The 20,481-nt window shown below is 34.4% G+C and carries 22 protein-coding genes; 19 read left to right on the top strand and 3 right to left on the bottom strand.

Annotated features, from left to right (window positions below):
* Positions 1-10 precede the first annotated feature (10 nt).
* The 5 genes from BUL40_RS09765 to BUL40_RS09745 are packed head-to-tail and all read left to right on the top strand — an operon-like array spanning position 11 to position 3,757.
* The gene (locus tag BUL40_RS09765; protein ID WP_010518594.1) at positions 11-196 is read left to right on the top strand and encodes a hypothetical protein; all 186 of its coding nucleotides are present in this window, start codon (positions 11-13) and stop codon (positions 194-196) included.
* 3 nt (positions 197-199) lie between these two features.
* Complete coding sequence (locus BUL40_RS09760; RefSeq protein ID WP_080319106.1) at positions 200-1,153, top strand: cbb3-type cytochrome c oxidase N-terminal domain-containing protein; 954 nt, start codon at positions 200-202, stop codon at positions 1,151-1,153.
* Between the two features lie 19 nt (positions 1,154-1,172).
* Entirely contained in the window at positions 1,173-2,585 is a 1,413-nt protein-coding gene (ccoG, locus tag BUL40_RS09755) for a cytochrome c oxidase accessory protein CcoG (protein ID WP_080319105.1), read from the top strand.
* Positions 2,586-2,596: 11 nt separating this feature from the next.
* Complete coding sequence (locus BUL40_RS09750) at positions 2,597-3,043, top strand: FixH family protein (protein WP_080319104.1); 447 nt, start codon at positions 2,597-2,599, stop codon at positions 3,041-3,043.
* Positions 3,044-3,046: 3 nt separating this feature from the next.
* A complete protein-coding gene (locus tag BUL40_RS09745; protein ID WP_080319103.1) occupies positions 3,047-3,757 on the top strand; it encodes a sulfite exporter TauE/SafE family protein in 711 nt (236 codons plus the stop codon).
* Positions 3,758-3,891: 134 nt separating this feature from the next.
* Here the strand turns inward: BUL40_RS09745 and BUL40_RS09740 are convergent, their stop codons facing one another.
* Positions 3,892-4,344, bottom strand: coding sequence for a GNAT family N-acetyltransferase (locus BUL40_RS09740; RefSeq protein WP_080319102.1), 453 nt, complete (start codon positions 4,342-4,344; stop codon positions 3,892-3,894).
* Positions 4,345-5,154: 810 nt separating this feature from the next.
* Between BUL40_RS09740 and BUL40_RS09735 the strand changes: the two genes are divergently transcribed.
* From BUL40_RS09735 to BUL40_RS09675, 14 genes are all read left to right on the top strand, one after another.
* Positions 5,155-5,682, top strand: a complete 528-nt coding sequence (locus BUL40_RS09735) for a hypothetical protein (RefSeq protein ID WP_080319101.1) — start codon at positions 5,155-5,157, stop codon at positions 5,680-5,682.
* An 11-nt stretch (positions 5,683-5,693) separates the two neighbouring features.
* Positions 5,694-6,194: a hypothetical protein gene (locus BUL40_RS09730; RefSeq protein ID WP_080319100.1), complete on the top strand. Its 501-nt coding sequence runs from the start codon at positions 5,694-5,696 to the stop codon at positions 6,192-6,194.
* A 4-nt stretch (positions 6,195-6,198) separates the two neighbouring features.
* Positions 6,199-6,513 carry a hypothetical protein gene (locus tag BUL40_RS09725; protein WP_080319099.1) on the top strand — a complete coding sequence of 105 codons (315 nt, stop codon included), beginning with the start codon at positions 6,199-6,201 and terminating at the stop codon, positions 6,511-6,513.
* A gap of 159 nt (positions 6,514-6,672) precedes the next feature.
* The gene (locus BUL40_RS09720) at positions 6,673-8,532 is read left to right on the top strand and encodes an AIPR family protein (protein ID WP_080319098.1); all 1,860 of its coding nucleotides are present in this window, start codon (positions 6,673-6,675) and stop codon (positions 8,530-8,532) included.
* A gap of 89 nt (positions 8,533-8,621) precedes the next feature.
* Positions 8,622-9,305, top strand: a complete 684-nt coding sequence (locus BUL40_RS09715) for a hypothetical protein (protein WP_244901850.1) — start codon at positions 8,622-8,624, stop codon at positions 9,303-9,305.
* Between the two features lie 582 nt (positions 9,306-9,887).
* Positions 9,888-10,793 (top strand): carboxypeptidase-like regulatory domain-containing protein, encoded by a 906-nt coding sequence (locus BUL40_RS09710; RefSeq protein WP_080319096.1) that lies wholly within the window; start codon positions 9,888-9,890, stop codon positions 10,791-10,793.
* Between the two features lie 599 nt (positions 10,794-11,392).
* Entirely contained in the window at positions 11,393-12,949 is a 1,557-nt protein-coding gene (locus BUL40_RS09705; protein WP_080319095.1) for a TlpA family protein disulfide reductase, read from the top strand.
* 539 nt (positions 12,950-13,488) lie between these two features.
* Entirely contained in the window at positions 13,489-14,088 is a 600-nt protein-coding gene (locus BUL40_RS09700) for a hypothetical protein (protein WP_080319094.1), read from the top strand.
* Between the two features lie 76 nt (positions 14,089-14,164).
* Entirely contained in the window at positions 14,165-15,754 is a 1,590-nt protein-coding gene (locus BUL40_RS09695; protein WP_141239655.1) for an erythromycin esterase family protein, read from the top strand.
* A 12-nt stretch (positions 15,755-15,766) separates the two neighbouring features.
* Complete coding sequence (locus BUL40_RS15750) at positions 15,767-15,934, top strand: hypothetical protein (protein ID WP_176465468.1); 168 nt, start codon at positions 15,767-15,769, stop codon at positions 15,932-15,934.
* A 67-nt stretch (positions 15,935-16,001) separates the two neighbouring features.
* On the top strand, positions 16,002-16,334 hold the full coding sequence (locus BUL40_RS09690) for a hypothetical protein (protein ID WP_217983359.1): 333 nt from the start codon (positions 16,002-16,004) through the stop codon (positions 16,332-16,334).
* A 77-nt stretch (positions 16,335-16,411) separates the two neighbouring features.
* A complete protein-coding gene (locus BUL40_RS09685) occupies positions 16,412-17,023 on the top strand; it encodes a hypothetical protein (protein WP_080319092.1) in 612 nt (203 codons plus the stop codon).
* A gap of 128 nt (positions 17,024-17,151) precedes the next feature.
* Entirely contained in the window at positions 17,152-17,574 is a 423-nt protein-coding gene (locus BUL40_RS09680; RefSeq protein ID WP_080319091.1) for a hypothetical protein, read from the top strand.
* A 294-nt stretch (positions 17,575-17,868) separates the two neighbouring features.
* The gene (locus BUL40_RS09675; protein WP_080319090.1) at positions 17,869-18,723 is read left to right on the top strand and encodes a phospholipase D family protein; all 855 of its coding nucleotides are present in this window, start codon (positions 17,869-17,871) and stop codon (positions 18,721-18,723) included.
* Between the two features lie 77 nt (positions 18,724-18,800).
* Here BUL40_RS09675 and BUL40_RS09670 read toward each other — a convergent pair whose 3' ends face one another.
* Together BUL40_RS09670 and BUL40_RS09665 are read right to left on the bottom strand one after the other, a co-directional pair.
* A complete protein-coding gene (locus BUL40_RS09670; protein WP_080319089.1) occupies positions 18,801-20,090 on the bottom strand; it encodes a nucleoside hydrolase-like domain-containing protein in 1,290 nt (429 codons plus the stop codon).
* A gap of 2 nt (positions 20,091-20,092) precedes the next feature.
* Positions 20,093-20,455, bottom strand: a complete 363-nt coding sequence (locus BUL40_RS09665; protein WP_080319088.1) for a DUF2200 domain-containing protein — start codon at positions 20,453-20,455, stop codon at positions 20,093-20,095.
* Positions 20,456-20,481: the final 26 nt, after the last annotated feature.

Here is a 20,481-nt window from a genome sequence, read left to right as displayed (position 1 = left end):
CACTGGAATCATGCTAAAATTTGTAAAAGAACACATGCAGACCATAGAAGGTATAGCCACCTATCCTATGATTTCACTGCTCATATTCTTTGTATTCTTTACCCTGCTATTCTGGTGGGTAATTACGGCAAGCAAAGGCTATATAAAAGAGATGGGGAATTTACCCTTGGATAATAATAACCCACAAAAACGATAAACCATGATAACTAAAACACCTTGGTGGATACGAATTCCGGTACTGTTTTTATTAATTTTTGGGTTGATGGAGTATTTTATAGACTCTGGAGACCAACCGGCAATAATTGCTTATCCCGTTACACAGCTCTTTTTGCTAATGGTAATAATGATATTAATTGCCATAGAGCTGATATTAAAGTCTATAGAGAACGTAATGTTCCAAACCTTGAGCCCTGCCGCGCAGGCCAAGTATTTGGCCAGTAAGAACAAAAAATGGGAATGGACCTGGGGTAAAGAAATGTATGCCAAACTTACCCAAAGTAAAGCCGTTGAAAATGAGGGCGAAATTATTTTGGACCACAATTATGATGGTATAAAAGAATTAGACAACGTATTACCCCCTTGGTGGGTATATATGTTCTATGCTACCATCATTTTTGGAGTGGTATACTTGGTTCGTTTTCATATTGCAGGAGGTTATGACCAAGAATTGGAGTACGAACAAGAGGTGGCGGCTGCCAAAATTGCTATAGAAGAATACAAAAAGAACGCCAAAGACCTTGTAGACGCCAGCACAGTGGCCCTACTTACAGAAGCATCTGATTTAAAAGCGGGCGAGAAAATTTTCCAGACCAACTGTGTGGCCTGCCACATGGCAGATGGTGGTGGTGGTATTGGCCCCAACCTAACGGACCAATATTGGATTTTGGGCGGTGGTATTTCTAATGTTTTCAATACCATTTCAGAAGGTGGTAGGGATGGTAAAGGCATGGTAGCTTGGAAAAACAGCCTTAAACCTAACGAAATTGCGCAAGTGGCCAGTTACGTGCTTCAATTTGAGGGTACCACTCCGGCCAATCCTAAAGACCCGGAAGGTGAGGTCTGGATAGACCCAAATGCACCCGCAGAAGAAAAATCAACCAGTGAAACTCCAATAGAACAAGCTACGGACTCAACCACCGTGGCCATGAATTAACTTTTTGAGACCGGGAGTCATGGAACAAGAAAATTTTAGAGATTCAATAGCAACCATCAACAAGGAGGGTAAAAGAGCTTGGATTTTTCCTAAAAAGCCAAGTGGTAAATTTTATCAATACCGTAAGTATGTAAGCTACTTTTTACTCTTGTTTCTTGTTCTGGCTCCTTTTGTAAAAATAAACGGCAACCAATTTTTGCTATTCAATGTATTGGAGCGTCGTTTTAATATATTCGGGTTTCCATTTTGGCCACAAGATTTTCATTTGGTGGTTATCTCCATGATAATCGGGGTGGTTTTCATTGCCTTGTTTACCGTAGCCTATGGCCGTATTTTTTGTGGGTGGATGTGCCCACAGACCATTTTTTTAGAAATGGTATTTAGACGTATAGAATATTGGATAGAGGGTGACCGTGGTGCGCAAATGCGACTGAATAAGTCTAAATGGACCGCAGAAAAAATTAGAAAAAGGGTATTAAAATGGGTTATCTTTTTTATCATTTCCTTTCTAATAGCCAATATTTTCTTGGCCTACTTAATAAGTAGCGACCAATTAGTAAAATACGTAACAGACGGACCCATGGCCCATTTGGGCACCATGATTCCACTGTTGATTTTTACCGCGGTTTTCTATTTTATTTTTGCTTGGTTTAGAGAACAAGTGTGCATCATAGCCTGCCCCTACGGCAGGTTACAAGGGGTGTTATTGGACGAAAAATCGGTAGTAGTTGCCTACGATCATGTGCGTGGGGAAGGTGATAACGGACGTAAAAAATTTAGAAAGAATGAAGACCGTGAGGCATTAGGCCATGGCGATTGTATTGATTGCTTGCAATGTGTACATGTTTGCCCCACCGGTATAGATATTAGAAACGGAACCCAATTGGAATGTGTTAACTGTACCGCCTGTATAGACGAATGCGATACCATCATGGACCGCATTAATAAACCAAAAGGGTTAATACGGTATGCCAGCGAAGTTGAAATAACGGAAAACAGACAATTTAAATTTACGACAAGGATGAAGGGCTATACGGCCATCCTTACCATTTTAACCGGTATTCTAGTGGGGATGCTTTTTTTAAGAAACGAGTTAGAAGCCAACATTTTAAGGTTACCGGGGCAATTGTACGAAAGGAAAGAAAACAACATCATCAGTAATGTGTATACGTATAAACTGGTTAATAAAACAGTTGAAGACGTAGCCGATGTACAATTTAAACTGCTATCGCACCAAGGTACCATTACATTAGTAGCTAAAGACCATTTTACGGTACCCGCGCAAAACATAGCAGAAGGAACATTATTTATTGAAATAAACAATAGCGGACTTAACGGAGATAAGGATGTGCTTAAAATTGGGGTCTACAGCAAAGGAAAGTTAATAGAGACCACCAAAGCACAATTTTTGGCACCTAGAAGTTATAATTAAAAAGAAAAAAAATGAAGATTAATTGGGGAACAGGAATAGTATTGGCATTTATTAGCTTCATTGCGTTTATACTTTATTTTGTGGTAAGGATGAGTACGGACGACCGTGCCAATCACGACTTGGTCACAGAAGCCTATTATAAAAAAGAACTGGCGTACCAAGCCGAAATAGATGCGCAAAACGCGGCCGCTACCAATAGCGCCCAATTAATAGTAGAAAAAACCAAGGACGGACTCCTAGTTCGCTTTCCGGAAAATTACAATTACAAACACATCACTGGTAATGTGTCCCTATACAGACCGTCTAACCGGCACTTGGATTTTAACTTGCCCATAAGTTTATCCAATTCACATTTGCTCATACCTGACAATCGCTTGGTAGACGGTCGCTGGGACATAACCATTAACTGGAAACATGGCAAAGACCAGTTTCTACACAAAGAAAAAATAGTATACTAACTCATGGTTACCACAGCACTTGGTTTAGGTTTTTTAGGTAGTTTGCACTGTTTGGGCATGTGCGGCCCCATTGCCTTTATGCTACCCTTAGACCAGGAAAATAAATTAAAAAAACTGCTACAGCTATTTCTTTATCATTTGGGTAGAATTGTAAGTTATAGCTTAATGGGCTTGGTATTTGGTACTGTAGGTAAAGGATTATACCTGTTTGGTATACAACAAAAACTATCTATTGCTATTGGGGCCATCATGATTTTACTAGTGCTTATTCCTGCCAAATACCTTAATCAATTTAAACTATCCCAACCCCTATACAAACTTATAGGTACCGTAAAAACGGCCTTGGGCAAAGAGCTTAAAAAGCGAACCCCAGACACTTTTTTGACTATTGGATTCTTAAACGGATTATTACCCTGTGGCTTAGTGTATATGGCACTATTGGGAGCGGTAGCCATGGCCAACGCGTGGCAAGGTGCCTTGTATATGGCCCTCTTTGGTCTGGGCACCATACCCTTAATGTCTGCTGCCGTTTATTTTAGCGCTTTTTTTAAAGGCAGCCTTAAGACTAAGATTAGAAAATTAGTCCCCCTTTTCGTGGTGCTCATTGGCATGCTTTTTATTTTTAGGGGCCTAGGTTTGGGTATCCCTTACGTATCCCCTAAGGCGCCACCAACCGTTTTGGAAATGGTAGATAGCCAAATGGAATGCCATTAACGCTGAGCAAAGTAGTTATTTGTAGCTACGGTAAAATCTTCCCAACACCAAAATTTGTGCGGGTTGAACTAATTATATATAGCCCTCATTACAGCGCCCGTTGTGCTTTTAAACCCTAGCCAAAAGAAGGTGGGTTACACCGCGGACCACTCGTAAAAATTACAACTTTGGTTCAATTCAAATCCTGTTTTTACATACAACTTGTTGCCTACTTTATTGCTCTTACCCGTTTCTAATAATAGGCCGCAAGCATTAGTGGTTTTGGTTAATTCCTTGGCGGCAGCTATAAGTTTTACAGACAACCCTTTACCTCTATAATTAGGATCTACAAACAAATCGTTGAGCAACCATAATCTTTGCATACGCGTAGATGAGAATAAGGGATATAGTTGTACAAAACCCACTAATTTGTTGTCTCCGGCATCACAAACAAATAGTTCAGAATCCTTTTGGGTAAGCCTGTCCGTAAGAAAATTGGTTGCAGCGGTAACATCAGATTCTTTTTTATAAAAAACACGGTACGCATCAAAAAGTGGCGCTACGCTTTGTACATCTGCTATGGTGGCTTTTCTAATTATAGGTTGCATGGGCTAGTAAATTCTTTTTAACTAAAATAGGGCATTCTACTTTTTAACTAGATTAATTAGGGTTGGTGTAACAGAGCCTTGTTTAATTGTTTTGTAATCAATTTATAGTCAAAAAAATTATTTAGAAGTAAATAGCATTGGTAAGGCCTAGAAATCCCTGCGCAGGTATAAAGCTAAATCTACCGGTTTAAAAGTGATACCACTTATGTTATGCTAAACGTGTTGCATTGGTTGTTTGTTATAGTTAGCTGTTAGTAGTTTAGCGTCATTTCGAAGGGACTAGCGCAGCTAGGCCCCAGAAATCTTTACACCTATGAAGGTATTGCCATTAGTTTAGGCATACCAAACCCAATGCTATAAAAACTATTTTGAAAACTGTTACAGCTGCTCCCCTAAGTAAGGGGAGCTGTCCGGAGGACTGAGGGGTCTGTGTTCTAGTTAAAAGTAAAAGTATGCAGGTATGCGGCCAGTCCGTCATTTCGAAGGGACTAGCACGGCTAGGATTGAGAAATCTTTATTCCCATATAAGGTTAAAACGACAAACTCATAATTGACAGTAGCCACCTCAAGGAGAACAGGTTTCCAAAGCTCTTTTTACTATAATGTGCTATTCAACTTATGAAACGATTTGTGTAAATAAACCACAAAAAATCATATAACTACCTCTAAGGTAAGCAAATAAAAACTATCTTTAGCTCAAGTACTTCCCTCAACCCGTGTATTTAGGCATGGGTATTACCTATTTATTTAAAAAACACTATCCGAGTAATGACGGATATACAATTGTTGTAACCAATTAAAACCAACCATATGAAAGAAATTAAAGTTAAGAACAATCGACTTATAAGTTTCAGTCGAAAAAGTGATTTAGAAAAAGCTGAAAGAGTAAGAAAGCTCATCCAAGAAGTCGTTAATGATGAACATTTTAGAAATGAAATCTTAAACGCTGATTTTAAAGACAGAAGGTTTGTGGATGAAAACAACAATACGACTGATATTAATGATAATGAAATTATCCTTCAAAAAATCATTTCAGGAAAAGAACAATACACTGGAGAAAAAGAAGATTTCGAATGGGATTTAAGAGTAACACTTTATAGGAGTTTAACAAGTGAAATTGGACATCGAAGCAGAGAAACAATATTCACAAAAAAGAAAAAATTTCGCAATATGAGTGAGAGATATATTGCGTCACATTGGATACACGAATATATGCACGTTATAGGCTTCACACACGATTATAAAAGAACAAATATTAGACCCTACTCTATTCCATACTTGGTTGGTACAATTGCCTCTAATACTCTCGAGACTAAAGATTATGATTTTTTAACTTAATACGATAAACTATGTTAGTAATAAAAAAGAAAATTTTTCCATTGATCCTTTTTATAGGATTAGTTAGTACTATAATTGGATGCAAAACTTTATTAGCACCAGAATACGATAAGGCCATTGTTGAAACAGTTACTTCAACTAGCGAAAAAACTATGAGTTTTTTAGCTAAAGTTTCAGAAGGTACTTCAAAGAGCAACTTTTCAGAAAGAGAAAAAGAGTATAACGATTTAATTGGAGCTTATGATGCTTTAAAAATTAAAGCTAAAGCTCGTCCTATTCCAAAAAATACTGCAACAAAGAAAATTAATGAATTGTTAGAAACGAGAGGTAATTCTCTCTCAGAAGATTACCCAAGCGCATTTGCTTTTGAAGAAATATCTAAAACATTAAAGAAAATGAAAGAGACCGATAATGAGTCTGGATTAAAACCAACTGCAGTAGAAGCATTTAAAGGTCAAATTGAAACATTTCTTGACCAAGCATTAACATATGAAAGCTTTTTAAAACGATAATATTATGAATGAAAATGTAATTGAATTAATTAACGACATAAAAGAAGTTGCTACAAACATTTTAGAGAAAGATATTTCAACTGTAAGAGGGTTTAGTGAGCGACAAGTAGAAGCAATTGCAAAGCAAACAATAATTATTCAAAAAGGAATTCTAAATGGAGACATTGATGAAGATTTAAAAGAGTTCTTTTTAGATGGTTTGGAGGCAATGGCATTAAACTTTGTAAATACTTTAAAAGGAATCCTGTCCGTAACAATAGAAAAAGTTTGGAATGCAATAGTTGATTTACTATGGAAAGCGATTGAATCCATAACATAAATAACTGGTTACAACAATGGCTATAAGTAATTGCTCGTTTTCGCCTACTTCTGAAAATCCTCAAGGATTTTCAGTTTGGTGTGTACTTGCAAAGTTAAATGCTAAACCACGCAACTACGCATAGCCGAGACCGTTATATACAATAATAGAAACCAAAGCATGGCAAGCATAGATCAAAAAATTGAAACATTCATTGATAGTCACTTTCCTGATATAGACTATTCAATTCTAGGAAACAATTCCGAATCTGAAATACATCGCAAAGCATTACGATATGAATATTTTGTTAACTCTATTGAGTATTACACGGTTCAAAAAGTAATTGATAGCGAGGAAATTAAATCTATTTCCACTGGAGATTTAAGAGGCATTGACGGTATGTATGTCATACTGAACAATCAATTTATTAGTTTTCCTGAAAAAGATGACTCTGACTTTTACACAGATTGGAAGGATCGAATTATCGAAATAATTGATGAGTCGGCAAAAATAGATGCAAAATTTGTCTTCATTCAATCCAAATCGTCAAAAATTGAATTAGATAAATTCAAAGGTGTTTGCGATGCGGTTTACGACATTTTTAATGACCAACCATCTGATTTACATTCAAATCGACAAGTACAAACTGTGAGGTATTTATACGAAAAGGTCTGTGAAAAAGAACATAAACTTGAGCTTGATGTAAAAATTTGTGCAATCAACAAGGATATAAAAACTCTTGAAAGGACAATTTCAGACGCTCAATGGACTTCAGCCATAGCTAAACAAAAAAGGGATTTAAAGTCTATTATTTTTTCAGATGTCAGTATCGGTATTAAATCAGGACAGGAATACTTGGAAAAACTTGAAGCGATATTGGCACCTAACCAACGTGATTATCCCGTTAAAGATTTAAAAGATCGCTTCATAGAAATCACTAATGATAAAGCGACATGCTATATCGGTTATCTCAACTTAGATGAAATAAATGAACTTATAACAACGGAAGATGACGATCTAGATGATGTGTTTTTTGACAATATCAGATATTTCGAAGGGTTTGGCGATGATGATAGCGTAAATAGTAAGATATATAAGAGTTTATCCCACAACGATAGTATTTTCCATCTCTTACATAATGGGATCACTATTACAGCACATTCAAAGCACTTTAATCCTCAAAATGGCAACCTAGAAATTAAAGCATTTTCAATCATCAATGGTTGTCAAACATCCAATATCATTTATGAATGGGTTAAAGATAATTCCCATTCGAGTGAATATTTGAAGACCGTAAATATTCCTGTTAAAATTATAATCACTGGAAATACTGATTTGCGTGCTCTGATAACAGAAACTGCAAACACAGCTAATGATGTCAAAACAATTCAGCTTATATCAATAACTGATGAAGCTAAAGCTATCCAAAACATGTTCAATATAGAAGTTAGAAGTGGTGATAGATTGTATTATGAAAGATTATCAAACCAGTATCCAGAAATTGGTGAATCATATAAAATACAGACAACTGATTTGTTTAGGAGCTATTACTCAACATTTGGAGTTGCACCTCACAAATTAACCGTAGGATATGGTGGATTTGAAAGAGAAATGTTGAAACGTAAGGATTTTTTAGGAACAAAAAGCAACGGACAAACTAAGCAGGATTTAAGAACTTATTATATATCGTCTATTGCTTTCAATTACTTGGAAAGGTTCTTACGTTCAAAATATCCTTATTTATTAAGTTTAAGACATCATTTTCTATTGTTATTGTTTATTTCTGTAGACAAAGAATTTCATACCAAAGTCGAACCTTACAAAAGAAGTGTTCCTGAAAACATTATTACAGGAATAACAAAGCTGGTAGAATCCAAATCGAAATTTGATACTAGATTGAAGAAAATTTGTGATTTAGCGGTTGACAACTTTGACTTCTTTATCGAAAAGACACCTGAAAAAACCAAGGTTAAATCTAAAAGTTACTACACCGAGGAAGGAACTGAAAAAATGATTAAGAAATTTTTAGAAAAATATTAAACGGTACTCAACAAAATTAATAGAAAATACTCAGCGGTATACTACGCATAGCCTAAACATTCTTAATAATTATGAAAAATCTGAATTTCATGAAAAAAGTAATATACCTCTTAACAATAGTGTTGGCTATTAATGCCTGTAAAGAAAAAGAATATGAAGTAAAGAAAGCGGAATTAACCGAATCTGTAAAAGAGAAATTAATATCAGAATTAAAAGAAATGAAAGAACAAGACCAACTAAACAGGTCGTACATTTCATTAGGAACCTTTAATCAAAATTTAATTGACAGCACTAAAAACCTAACTACTCAGGAATATATCTCGTTTATGCAATCCCATAAATCAGAACTCAATAAAAAACAAGAAGATTCGCTCTGGGCAATACAAAAAGAAATCGATTTAAAAAACACTAATCGTATTTATGAATTAACAGAAAAATATGGATGGTTGAGTGAAACTAGATTGGACTCTATAGTTGACCCCATGACATTTTTATTCCATACCCCAAAAGAGACCATTGAAAAAATGCAAGCATTACTTTTTAAAGAAGTAAATGCAAAGCGTATGGAACCTAGTAAGTTTGCAATGTATGTTGACAATATGCGTAAAAAAGCATTTGGAAAAAATCAACTTTATGGAACAGGAAAGGAATTTGACCCTAAAACGAATACCATTGTACCGCCGTTCATTGAAAATATTGACAGCACTAATATGGAAAGGAAAAAAATTGGATTGCCTGAATTAAAAGTTGGTGAATATAGAACTGAAAAGTAACTACTTACAAAAACACCTATAAAGTTAAAACGATAAACTCATAATTGACAGTAGCCACCTCAAGGAGAACAGGTTTCCATAGCTCTTTTTACTATAATGTGCTATTTAACTTACGAAACGGTTTGTATTAATAAACCACAAAAAATCATGTAACTACCTCTAGCGTAAGCAAATAAAAACTATCTTTAGCATAAGTACTTCCCCCAACCAAAGTCTTAAAGTAAGATTCGATTCATCAAATTACAAAAACCAATATCAATCTAAATACCCATATTCAATTACTTGAATCCTTACCATTACAAACTAATATGAATTATTGCGCACTATAAATTCAACCTTGTACGAACTATTAAAATCTTAGAAAATGAAAAAAATTAAATCGTCTTTACTTATTGGAATATGTATGACAATAATGTGCTATCCACAATTAGCAGAAGCAAAGCACCATTCTGGAAATTGGTTGGATGATAAAGGATGTTTACACGTCTGGTCTTACGACACTGCATTTTTTGGTTTAATTAAGTATAATAAGACTTATGAAATATTCTGTGGGGTTACCTTAGAATAAACTATATTTTAAGAATGAAGTACGTATACGCAACTATTCTACTATTTACTCACCTTTCAATTAATTCCCAGGTATTGAAAGGTGTTGTTTTTGATAGTATTTCAAAAGAAAATTTGCAGTATGTTAATATATCGTTTAAAAACAAAGAAATAGGCACTTTTAGCACTAATAAAGGAGCTTACAGTTTAGATTTATCTAGAGCTACTAATAAGGATAGTTTACTAATTTCATTAATTGGTTACCAAACCAAAACTATTGCTTTAGCCAGCTATATTGCGCACAAGGAGAGTATATTAAATGTAGCGTTAACCCCCAAAATAGAAGCATTAAACGAGGTTATCGTTTTTGATGGTAAAGAACAATACGAAACCAAAGCGCTCAACTTTAAAACAGGTAAGCGAAAAACACTGTTGCCCATTTCTGTTCCTTTTGGTTACGAAACGGCAACCTTTATTGAAAACAAGAGCAAGAAAAAAGGCAGATTAATAGAAGTAAACATCAAATTAAAGGATGTATCCAAGGAGAAAATCACCATCCATAAAACATTCTACAGATTATCTTTTTACAAAGCTAACAGCTTAGGATATCCCGGAAAAGCCCTTCTTTATGATAACATCATAATAAAGCCGAAAAAAGGAGTTAACGAATATCAAATAGATTTGGCAAACAAGTATGTGGCGTTTGATGAAAATGGCATCTTTATAAGCCTAGAAACTATTAAACCCGATACTGTTGAAGCTTCTGGAAGTATGTATGTAACCACACCGAACATAGTACATACCCACACTGATGAAAGTCTAACCTATACTCGTTTTGGGCAAAATAAATGGTATAAAAACAATCATATCTCTGCCTTTAAAAAGAAGCTGTATAATACGCCTTATTTAGTGGGTAAGGTAATCTATAAAAAGAATAATTAGACGTTTTGCAATAGCTGTTTGTTATAGTTAGCAGTTAGTAGTTTAGCGTCATTTCGAAGGCACTAGCGTAGCTAGGACTGAGAAATCTTTATACCTATAAAGGTATTGCAATTAGTTTACACATACCAAACTCATTGCCATAGTAGCTATTCTGAAAACAAATACCGCTGCTCCCCTAAGTAAGGGGAGCTGTCCGGAGGACTGAGGGGTCTGTGTTCTAGTTAGAAGTAAAAGTATGCAGGTATGCGTCCAGTTCGTCATTTCGAGGGGACTAGCACGGCTAGGCTCGAGAAATCTTTTTAGAATTACGGGTTTTCGGCTTATCACTGGTCAGGTCGAGCGCAGTAGAGACCACTGATTTGTCTTACTACTTTGTACTTAAAACTTTTTACTTACTACTTAATACTAACCACTTATAACTTTTAGCTACTAACCCACTAGCATAAGCAAATAAAAACTATCTTTAACACAAGTACCTCCCCCAACCCGTGTGTTTAGGCATGGGTGTTACCTCTAAATCATGTACGTAAGTAGTCCTAAAATTGTGGAGCCACAATTTTTAGCCAACTACAAAAAACCTTAGACTTTAATATGATCTTATGATTAAAAATTACCTTTTCGCTTTATCTACACTTCTAATTTTAACCTTGTTCTCTTGCAAAAAAGAAAATGAGAAAATGGTAACCGAAATACCTAAACCAAATAAAATTGTTCTCATTTCTGTTAATGCCCCGGAGAAATATGTACACGTAATGAAACAAGATAGCGTTGGAAAAAAGTTAAAAGATAGTTTGGGGCCAAAGGCAAAATGGAACAACAATGGCTTCACATACCTAGACTACATGAACAATGTGCAAACATGGAGGCCAAAGGCAAACGTTTTGGATACCATTACCATAGAAACCCACAATGACTATCTAGAATTGTCCACAAACAACTTTTTTACTGCAATAAAGGAAACGTTTTTAGTCAAAAATGGAGACACCGTTATATTTAATTACGAACATGATATACCAAAAGCAAAAATTACTAATAGAGAGGTAAGCGACATAGAACTCAATTACAATAGTTATAGACTCAAAAACTTATTTAACAATAAATACACCAGTCATTATTTGATTATTGCCAATATCCTTTTTCTTGAAAATATTCAAGATTACGAGCAAAAATCTATTGATTATTATAATCAAGCGAAATTGGATTTCACCAAAGAGATTAAGCTTTTAGATTCTTTAAAAAGCAATAAGTTAATTTCTCAAACAAATTACCGCTATCGCAAGGATGCCTTGAATATGTTAATGGAGCAGCATAAAAACATAAAGAATATTAAAAAATGGGTAGAACAAAACAAATCTTTAAGAGATAAAGAAACTATTGAACACGTTTTTGGATTTAATTTATCAGAAACAGATTCTTTAATGAAATTTTCATTCTTTCGGGATTACTTGAATAACATTTCGCAATATGAATTAAATTTCATCGAAGAAAATAATGGAGGCTCGGGTGGATCTTACATTGATTCAAGAATAAGATTTGACTCAATCATAAAAGACAAACGATTTAACCAGACAGCGAAAAATTTCCTGTTATTTGATGCTTACAATGGAATTGGTCAAAATTTTAAAGTAAAAGACAAGGAAGAATATTTTAAGAAACTTCAGGAAAACACTACCAGCATAGAAAAGCTAGATAAACTAAAAGAAGACTATAAACTTGATTTCAGTAAATCCAATGAGTTGGTTCTAACAACTTTAAAAAACGACACGCTAACTTATCGTAACCTTTTAGAAAACAATAAGGGTAAATGGCTATATATGGACTTTTGGGCAAGTTGGTGTGCCCCTTGCAGAAAAGCAATGCCAGAATCCAATAAACTCAAGAAAGAATTCAAAGAAAAAAATATCGAGTTTATTTATTTAAGCCTTAACGACAAAAAAGAAAACTGGAAAAAAGCAATTGTAGTAGAAGGAATTTCAACTAGTCAAAATTATTTTATAGAAAATGGAAAGGTATCTAAAGTTATCGAAGATCTAGGGATTAAATCAATTCCACATTACCTTATCTATAATCCAAAAGGAGAATTAGTCAATGGATTTGCCAATAGACCTGGTGAAGGAGCCAGAGAAGAATTGAATAATTTAATTAGCAAAAATTAAGGCCAGCTACAAACTAAGGAACCGACGTGAAAATTTATTTGGTTTAGATTTACTTATCTATGTAGGTTTATAGGATACAATCCAGAATCTGCCATTGTATCTAGCCATTAGCCACATCATGCTGAACATGTTGCAATAGCTGTTTGTTGTAGTTGGCAGTTAGTAGTTTTGGCGTTATTTCGAGGGGACTAACATAGCTAGGCTCGAGAAATCTGTTTAGAATTACGGGTTTTCAGCTTCTAACTGCTCAGGTCGAACGCAGAAAAGACCACTGCTATATCTTACTACTTTTTACTTACTACTTAATACTTTGTACTTAATACTAACTACTAATAACTTTTAGCTACTAACCCACTAGCATAAGCAAATAAAAACTATCTTTAGCACTAGCACTTCCCCCAACCAAAGCATTTACGCATGGGTGTTACCTATTTATTTAAAAAACACTATCCGAGTAATGATGGATAAACAATTGCTACCTGCAAGCTATCAACACGTTTATGCAGAATATCTAATTATTAAAATTCAATATTGAACTTATGAGAGTTACAATACTATTATTATTCATCTCAGTTAATTTCATAATTGGACAAGAGGCCAAAAATGAAAAATCAAACATTACTTTTATCAAATCAAAAAAAGTATCAAAAACTTTTAATGCAAGAGCACATACGTTAATTAAAGGTAAAAATACAAAAAGGGTAATGGTAAGGTGTAAAATAATTCCTTCCAATAATCAAATGGACATTAACTCTTTTTCACTTATTGATTCAATCAATAAGCTAAGATATCGATTATCTGATATTTCTGCTTATTATGTTTATGGCGGTCCTAAAATAAATCAGTATTTAATTGAAAAACCCTACAATAAAAAGGGAGAGGAAATAGAAGTGTCCTATGCCAAATACGATCCATCGATAAAGGATAGTTTTTTGGATTATGAGTTTAAAGGCTATAAGATATGCGAATCAAAATTTCCTTTTTCCAGCGGTCAAAGAATTTCAACTTATTATGGAGTAGTTGAAAGTAAAAAAAAATTTACAATAGACCTTTTCTTTGATATTCCAAAAGATTTATTAGAACACAAAGGATATGAATTATATTTTGGAGATCAAAAAATAAAAAACATTGAGTTTTGAAATTACATGGAATGATTGTTATGAAATTTATACTGAAGCCGTTACCAGTAACCTTAAAAAAACATTCATCATAATTATGAGATTGACCATAAACCCAGCATTTTTTTTAGTCTTTTTAGTATTTCCATTAACAGTTTTTTCCCAAGATAAATACAATTTGGATTTTGACGACTTTAATCCCAAAGAACAAAAAATGCCCACAGGCTGGTTTAAGTGGGGATATTTTAAAGGTTTGACTGGTGAAACCATTGATAAAGAAAACACTGTTGGGAAAGTTGTTTCAGATAAAAATGGAACTTTTGGCTGTATTACTTATAGTATTCCAGCTAATTATGTTGGAGACACCATTGTACTTTCTGGTAAAATTAAATACGAGAATGTCAAAGGATATGTTGGGCTTTTAATGCGTATTGACGGAAATTCCAAAAAAAAATCCTTAGCATTTAAATCAATGCAAAATCAAAAAATAAGAGGGACAAGTGATTGGAAGGAATATTCTATAAAACTACCTTTTCCGGCTAACGCAAAAACTATCTATGTAGGTGGGATTTTAGGTAAAAAAGGTGTTGCTTGGTTTGATGACTTTAAAGTGAGCATTGACGGTAAAGACATTCAGGAACTGGAAGAATCAAAAAGATTAACATTAGAAAACTACAATTCCAGCGAACTTGAATTGGCTTTGTCAAAAGCCTCTAGAAAATTAGACTTTTCCAGTGAAGAAACGCTGCGCAATAGCTTAGACCCGTTGATAGAAAAAATTGGAGATAAAAAGATAGTTGCAATAGGAGAAAGTACACACGGAACCTCAGAATTTTATCAACTTAGAGAAATTATAACAAAAAGATTGGTAATAGAAAAGGGATATAGCCTTGTGGTGCTAGAAAATCCGTACGATGATATTGAAATACTGAACAAAGATTTGGATAAAACACCATTAGATAGTTTAATGCGAAAACACTTGTTTTCAATTTATCAAACCCAAGAAATGAAATCTTTCTTACAATGGTATAAGGCTAACAAATCTCAATACAACATTAAGTTTAAAGGTTGCGATGATTCATTTTGGGTTTTCTATGAACTAATAAAAGAAAACATAGATTCAATCAATGACAAGGTATTGAAAAAGCTATTAGAAGAATTAAAATCTAATATTGCAAAAAGCGCAACTGATGATTTAAAAAAGGCTTATAAAGTCAATAATTCAATTTACAATAACATATTAGAAATTGAAAATCATTTAGAAACAACTAAAAAAATAACTGAATCAATCAAAGAAATTCTATTCAATGGAAAGAACACTTATATCAACTATGTAAACATTAAAAACCAAAAACCATTTCAAAGTCGAGATGAAATAATGGCTGATAGAATATCCTTTTTAGCAAAAAATTCGGATAGTAAAATTATTGTTTGGGCACACAATGCACATATTTCCAACGAAATTATCACAGACAACGAAATAGGCATAATGGGGCGTAACTTAAAAAAAGAGTTCAAAAAAGATTATTATACAATCGGGCTTACAACCTTAAAAGGGAATTATTCGTATATGGACGAAAAATTTATAAACGGAGACCACATTTATAATGAGAAGCTTAAAACAGAATCGCTACAACCTGTCGACAGCTTGTTTTGGGAAAAAAAACTATCTCAAAATGGCAACTAGTTTGTTATAGATATGTTAGACTTAAAAAATGAACTAACCACAGATGAAATAATAGGAGCTACAAGATTAATAGGGTATTCAAAAGAATCGGAAGAGGATGTTTATTATCTTCCTTTAATCAAAAATTTTGATACGATGATTTTTATTGAAGAAACTAATTCAACAAAACGAATGTTCTAGTGAAAAGGGCAATTGCTAATAATAGTCACCGTTGCAAAAGCCTAAAAAAACCAACTGAAATCAAAATATGGGATTTTTAAAAAGACTATTTGGCAAAAAAGAAAAGCCAATTAAAAAGGAATTTACGGAAGAAGAACACGAAAAAGATTATGAATTAAAATCTGAAGGACTTGAAAATGTTCTTGGAAAAATGCACAACTTAGTTGGACACGCTATAATTCCTTTCGCCATTGGAGGTGCGGTAGACATGTATTACTTTCCTAACCATATAAAAGGAACTGGATTCGCAACAATGGAATTATTAGACCCAGACGGAAATGGACCAAAGAAAAACCGAATTGGAACTTATGAATTAGTTGCTTTCACAAAACATGACTATAATGAAAGTGAGGAAATATAAAAAAGGTCTGTGTTTAACCGAAAAGTCTGTGCGTGAAATTTCACCGCTATTCTTATGCTAAATAGATATAACACTTTATGAGAAACATTCTACTAACATTAACTATTTCAATTATTTTCTTGAGTTGTAAGAAAGAAAACAACTATGAGAATGATACTGAATTATGCACAATTCTGGCTGAAATGATAGAAACTGACCAAAGCATTAGAAAATTACCTGAATTGAATGACCCGTTTTTTGAAATTTTGGATTCTATTAGAAAAGCGAATAACTTAACTCTAGAGATTTACTCGAATTTAAGTACGGAAGAGCAACTGAAATGGGGAAAAATAGCAAGAGAAATAGCCGAAAAACGACCTAAAGGTTCAAAAAAAGTTAGAGACTCATTATGGCAAATACAAACGGAAATTGATAGAAAAAATACTAAACTTTTAATTGATATAACTAAAAAAAGAGGTTGGGTAAGTAAAGACGGCTTGGGATGTACTGAATATATTGCACCTGTGATTATTTTTAGACACGCACCAGAAGAATATTGGGAAAAAATTAAACCTTTAATAGACAAAGAGTACGCTGAAAAAAGAATGGGAAGTGGAGATTATGAATTTATTGACAATCATTTAAGGGGCAGACCTTTAGACTGGAATCCTAATAATAAAAACGAAAAATCATTAATTAAAACTGACTAATAAATAGCGTGTTGCAACAAAGAACTTAACTAAAAACAAGTCTTTTTAAGCTAAATTTAATAAATAGTATTATCCTACTTTTTAATTAAATAAACTACCAATAATCCAAACCAACCAACACCTAAAAAATGACCTTAGAATATTGGAATGAACTAGCAAAACAAACCCTTCTAATCACCTCCTTATTAAGTGGATTTTCAATTACCATTGTAGCCAACCTATTGGTTTCCGATAAAACTACGAAACTAACCAACCGTATTTTAAAATGTGCAACCTTATCGGCCGGGTGTTTTTTGGTTACGGTTTTTGCCATGGTACAAATTGTTATGACCACAACCCCTGGTGGCTATCTTAAAAACGTCACCATAGAAGATTTTCAATTGGCTAGACTAATTGGTATGTTAACCTTTATGGTAGGTCTTTTTGCGCTAGCAGCTATGATTGGATTATCTGGCTGGACCAAATCTAAAAAAGTGGGCCTATTTACAACTGCAATTGGACTATTAACCTTGCTGTTAATATTTGTAACCATAACTAGGTTTAACACCTAAATATGGCAAAACAGCTTGTACAAATCAAAATACTACCTATAGCACACCCCGTAGAAATAATACTTCCCAGGGGCGATAAATCTACCGTCTCCAATGAAACTTTATGTACGATTTAAATAATATTGACAGATCAATATTGAAAGATTAATTGTTAGACATTTAGCACTCTTTACCATAAAATTTAAAATAATGTCAATCCAACATTATGCAAAAAGTACGATAATATTTTAAAACACAACAATTGATATGCAAAAACGTTGTAGAACATTCACCAATTGACCAAAAATAAAACAGATGAGTAAATTTTTAACCGGTAAACCCCTAGAAGAAAAATTAACAGACATTTTATGGAACGCTAAAAAGTATGTGATTGTTATTTCTCCTTTTATAAAGCTAGATAATCATGTAAGAAGCATTTTTGATAAGATAAAAGCAACTCATGAAATCAACTTAATTCTTGTATTTGGAAAAAATGAAGGGTACAAACAAAAGAGTTTAAGAGAGAAGGACTTTGAATATTTTAAAAACTTTAAAAACATATCTATTTTATACAATAAAGATCTACATGCCAAACATTATTGTAACGAAAAGGAAGGTTTAATTACCTCACTAAATTTGTACGATTATTCTATGATTAATAACATTGAATATGGAGTTCATTTTACTAAAAACATATTGAATCCTTCAGAAAATTTATTTGAGGAAACAGAGGAATTTACCGATGATTTAATTTTTGAAAAAAGTCATGTCGTATTTTTAAAAAAACCCCAATACAAGAAAAAAATGTTTGGACTAAGTAAGACTTTTCAAAATTCATCTGTTTTATTCGATGTTTCAGATGACTTTTTTAATGGTCATGACTACGATATTAAATCATTAGCAGATTTTGATTATGAAAATTTAAGCGACGTAGACAAGGTTTATGATATAAAGCCCCAAAGAGAAAATAATTTAGAACAATCACCTACGTTTGGATATTGTATCAGGACAGGTGAGCAAATACCTTATAACCCTGAAAAGCCTTTTTCCTATTATGCTTTTAGAACATGGAAACAATTTGAGAATTATGACTTTGAAGAAAATTATTGTCATAAAACAGGAAAAGAAAGTTACGGTAAAACTAGTATGAGAAACCCTATATTAAGATAACACTTCAGTAAAAAAAGAATAATACAAACAATTACATACTAATCAGATATTAGGTGGTTTATAATTAAGCCACCTAGTTACTCTTTTAACCATGCCCAGCGTTGGGCCCAATCTTCCATAACGGCAGTACGCCATTTACCAATGGTTTTACCCCCTTGTAGTTTGCCGTCATAAAACTGGGCTTCGGGTTTGTCTGTAAACCAAGTTTTGCCCAAGGGGTAACTAGTTTTTAATTGGTCTCCCGGCCATTTATTAGTCACCACAATACTACCTTTTAATCCGTTTAGTGCGTCAATATCAGAGGTAAAATAGTAGTTTAAGGTTTCGGCCTTTTTAGGAATGTACCGTAATTGGTACTGCCCATTGCCCATATAATACCCCGGCCATACTTGTTGGCTCTTGCCATAGGGCACTACCATTTTAAAACAGACCGTACCCGGTTCCATGGTCTGTTCTGGGCCTTTAAGGTTAAATTCCATAATACCACAAAAAGGTATGCTGTCTTTAACCGTAGTGGGCGCCGTGTATATTTTTCTAGGGCTGTGGGTTATGGGGGCAAAACTACCACCCCAGCTTTCCGTAGTGGGGTTTTCTGGGTTACCGTTTAGCACATAGAGCAAGGAGGGGGTGTCTCCCATTTTAATTTCGCCACCATAATAGTTTTTAAAATCGGCACCCAAATGGCCTGCGCCCTTAATATGCTTGTTGTAGTAATCTGTTGGCCTAATGGTGTCTATAGCCGTATTGTCCGAGAAAAAACCGTAGTAACTAGCATTTACCTCTATAAACCACAAATCTGGAAAATTGGCCACGATATACGCATAGGCGTTGGCACTCCATTTTTTGTTGGGTCCGCCAATCCAATACACCTTTAGCTTAGAAGCTATTTCCGGTGCATCGTGCAGGGCCTGTGCCACATCTTCCAAGCCGCCCCAAACCAAGACCCACAAGGGTTCTTTTTTCTGGCCCGCACATTTTATAATCCAATTAGAACCCTCGGTTGCGGTTCTGTAGCCTTTGTAGGGCGCGGTGCCTTTTTGGCCCTGTTTTACCCGTTGGCGCAAATACTCCGGTTGGGCAAAGTCCTTGGAGTGTTTTGCTAATTTAGGCAAATCTTTTTCGTACAAATCTATCATCCTAAAGATTTCTTGGGTACTGCCTTCGCCATAAGAGGGGCTAGAAACCAAACCTGCTATAGTTACCCGATCACTATACATGAGCAGGTGGGCCATTGATTGGTTATCGTCTGGGTCTGTACCGCCAATATCCGTGCTTATTAGCACCCTAGGCTTTTGGGCGGTTTTGTTCTGGGCCAACATTAGGCTGGCGGTAAATAGGAACAAGAATAGTAAAGCGCTGTTTTTCATGGCTAGCTGCGTAGTATTTTTTCCATTTTTCGGCCTTTGGCCAATTCATCTACCAATTTATCTAAATACCGTACCTGCCGGGTAAGCGTATTGTCTATTTCTTCTATACGATACCCACAAATTACCCCTTTAATCAATTGGGCATTAGGGTTTACGGTAGCCTGTTCAAAAAAGGTTTTAAAGGTAACTTGGTCTGCCAAGTGTTGTGCAAGGGCCGCCTCATCGTACCCGGTAAGCCAGGTAATTACTTGGTGCAACTCTTCTTTGGTACGCCCCTTTTTTTCTACTTTACTCAAGTAATGTGGGTAGACCGAAAAGAATTTTAAATTGGCTATACGTTCATTATGTTCTGGTGTTACTTTCATACCCGTTGTTTGGTTTTGGTTACCAA

Source organism: Croceivirga radicis, assembly GCF_002072105.2.
In the GTDB taxonomy this organism is placed as follows: Bacteria; Bacteroidota; Bacteroidia; order Flavobacteriales; family Flavobacteriaceae; genus Croceivirga; species Croceivirga radicis.
The sequence above is the reverse complement of the archived record's forward strand: the minus strand, read 5'-3'. Positions and strand labels throughout refer to the sequence as shown.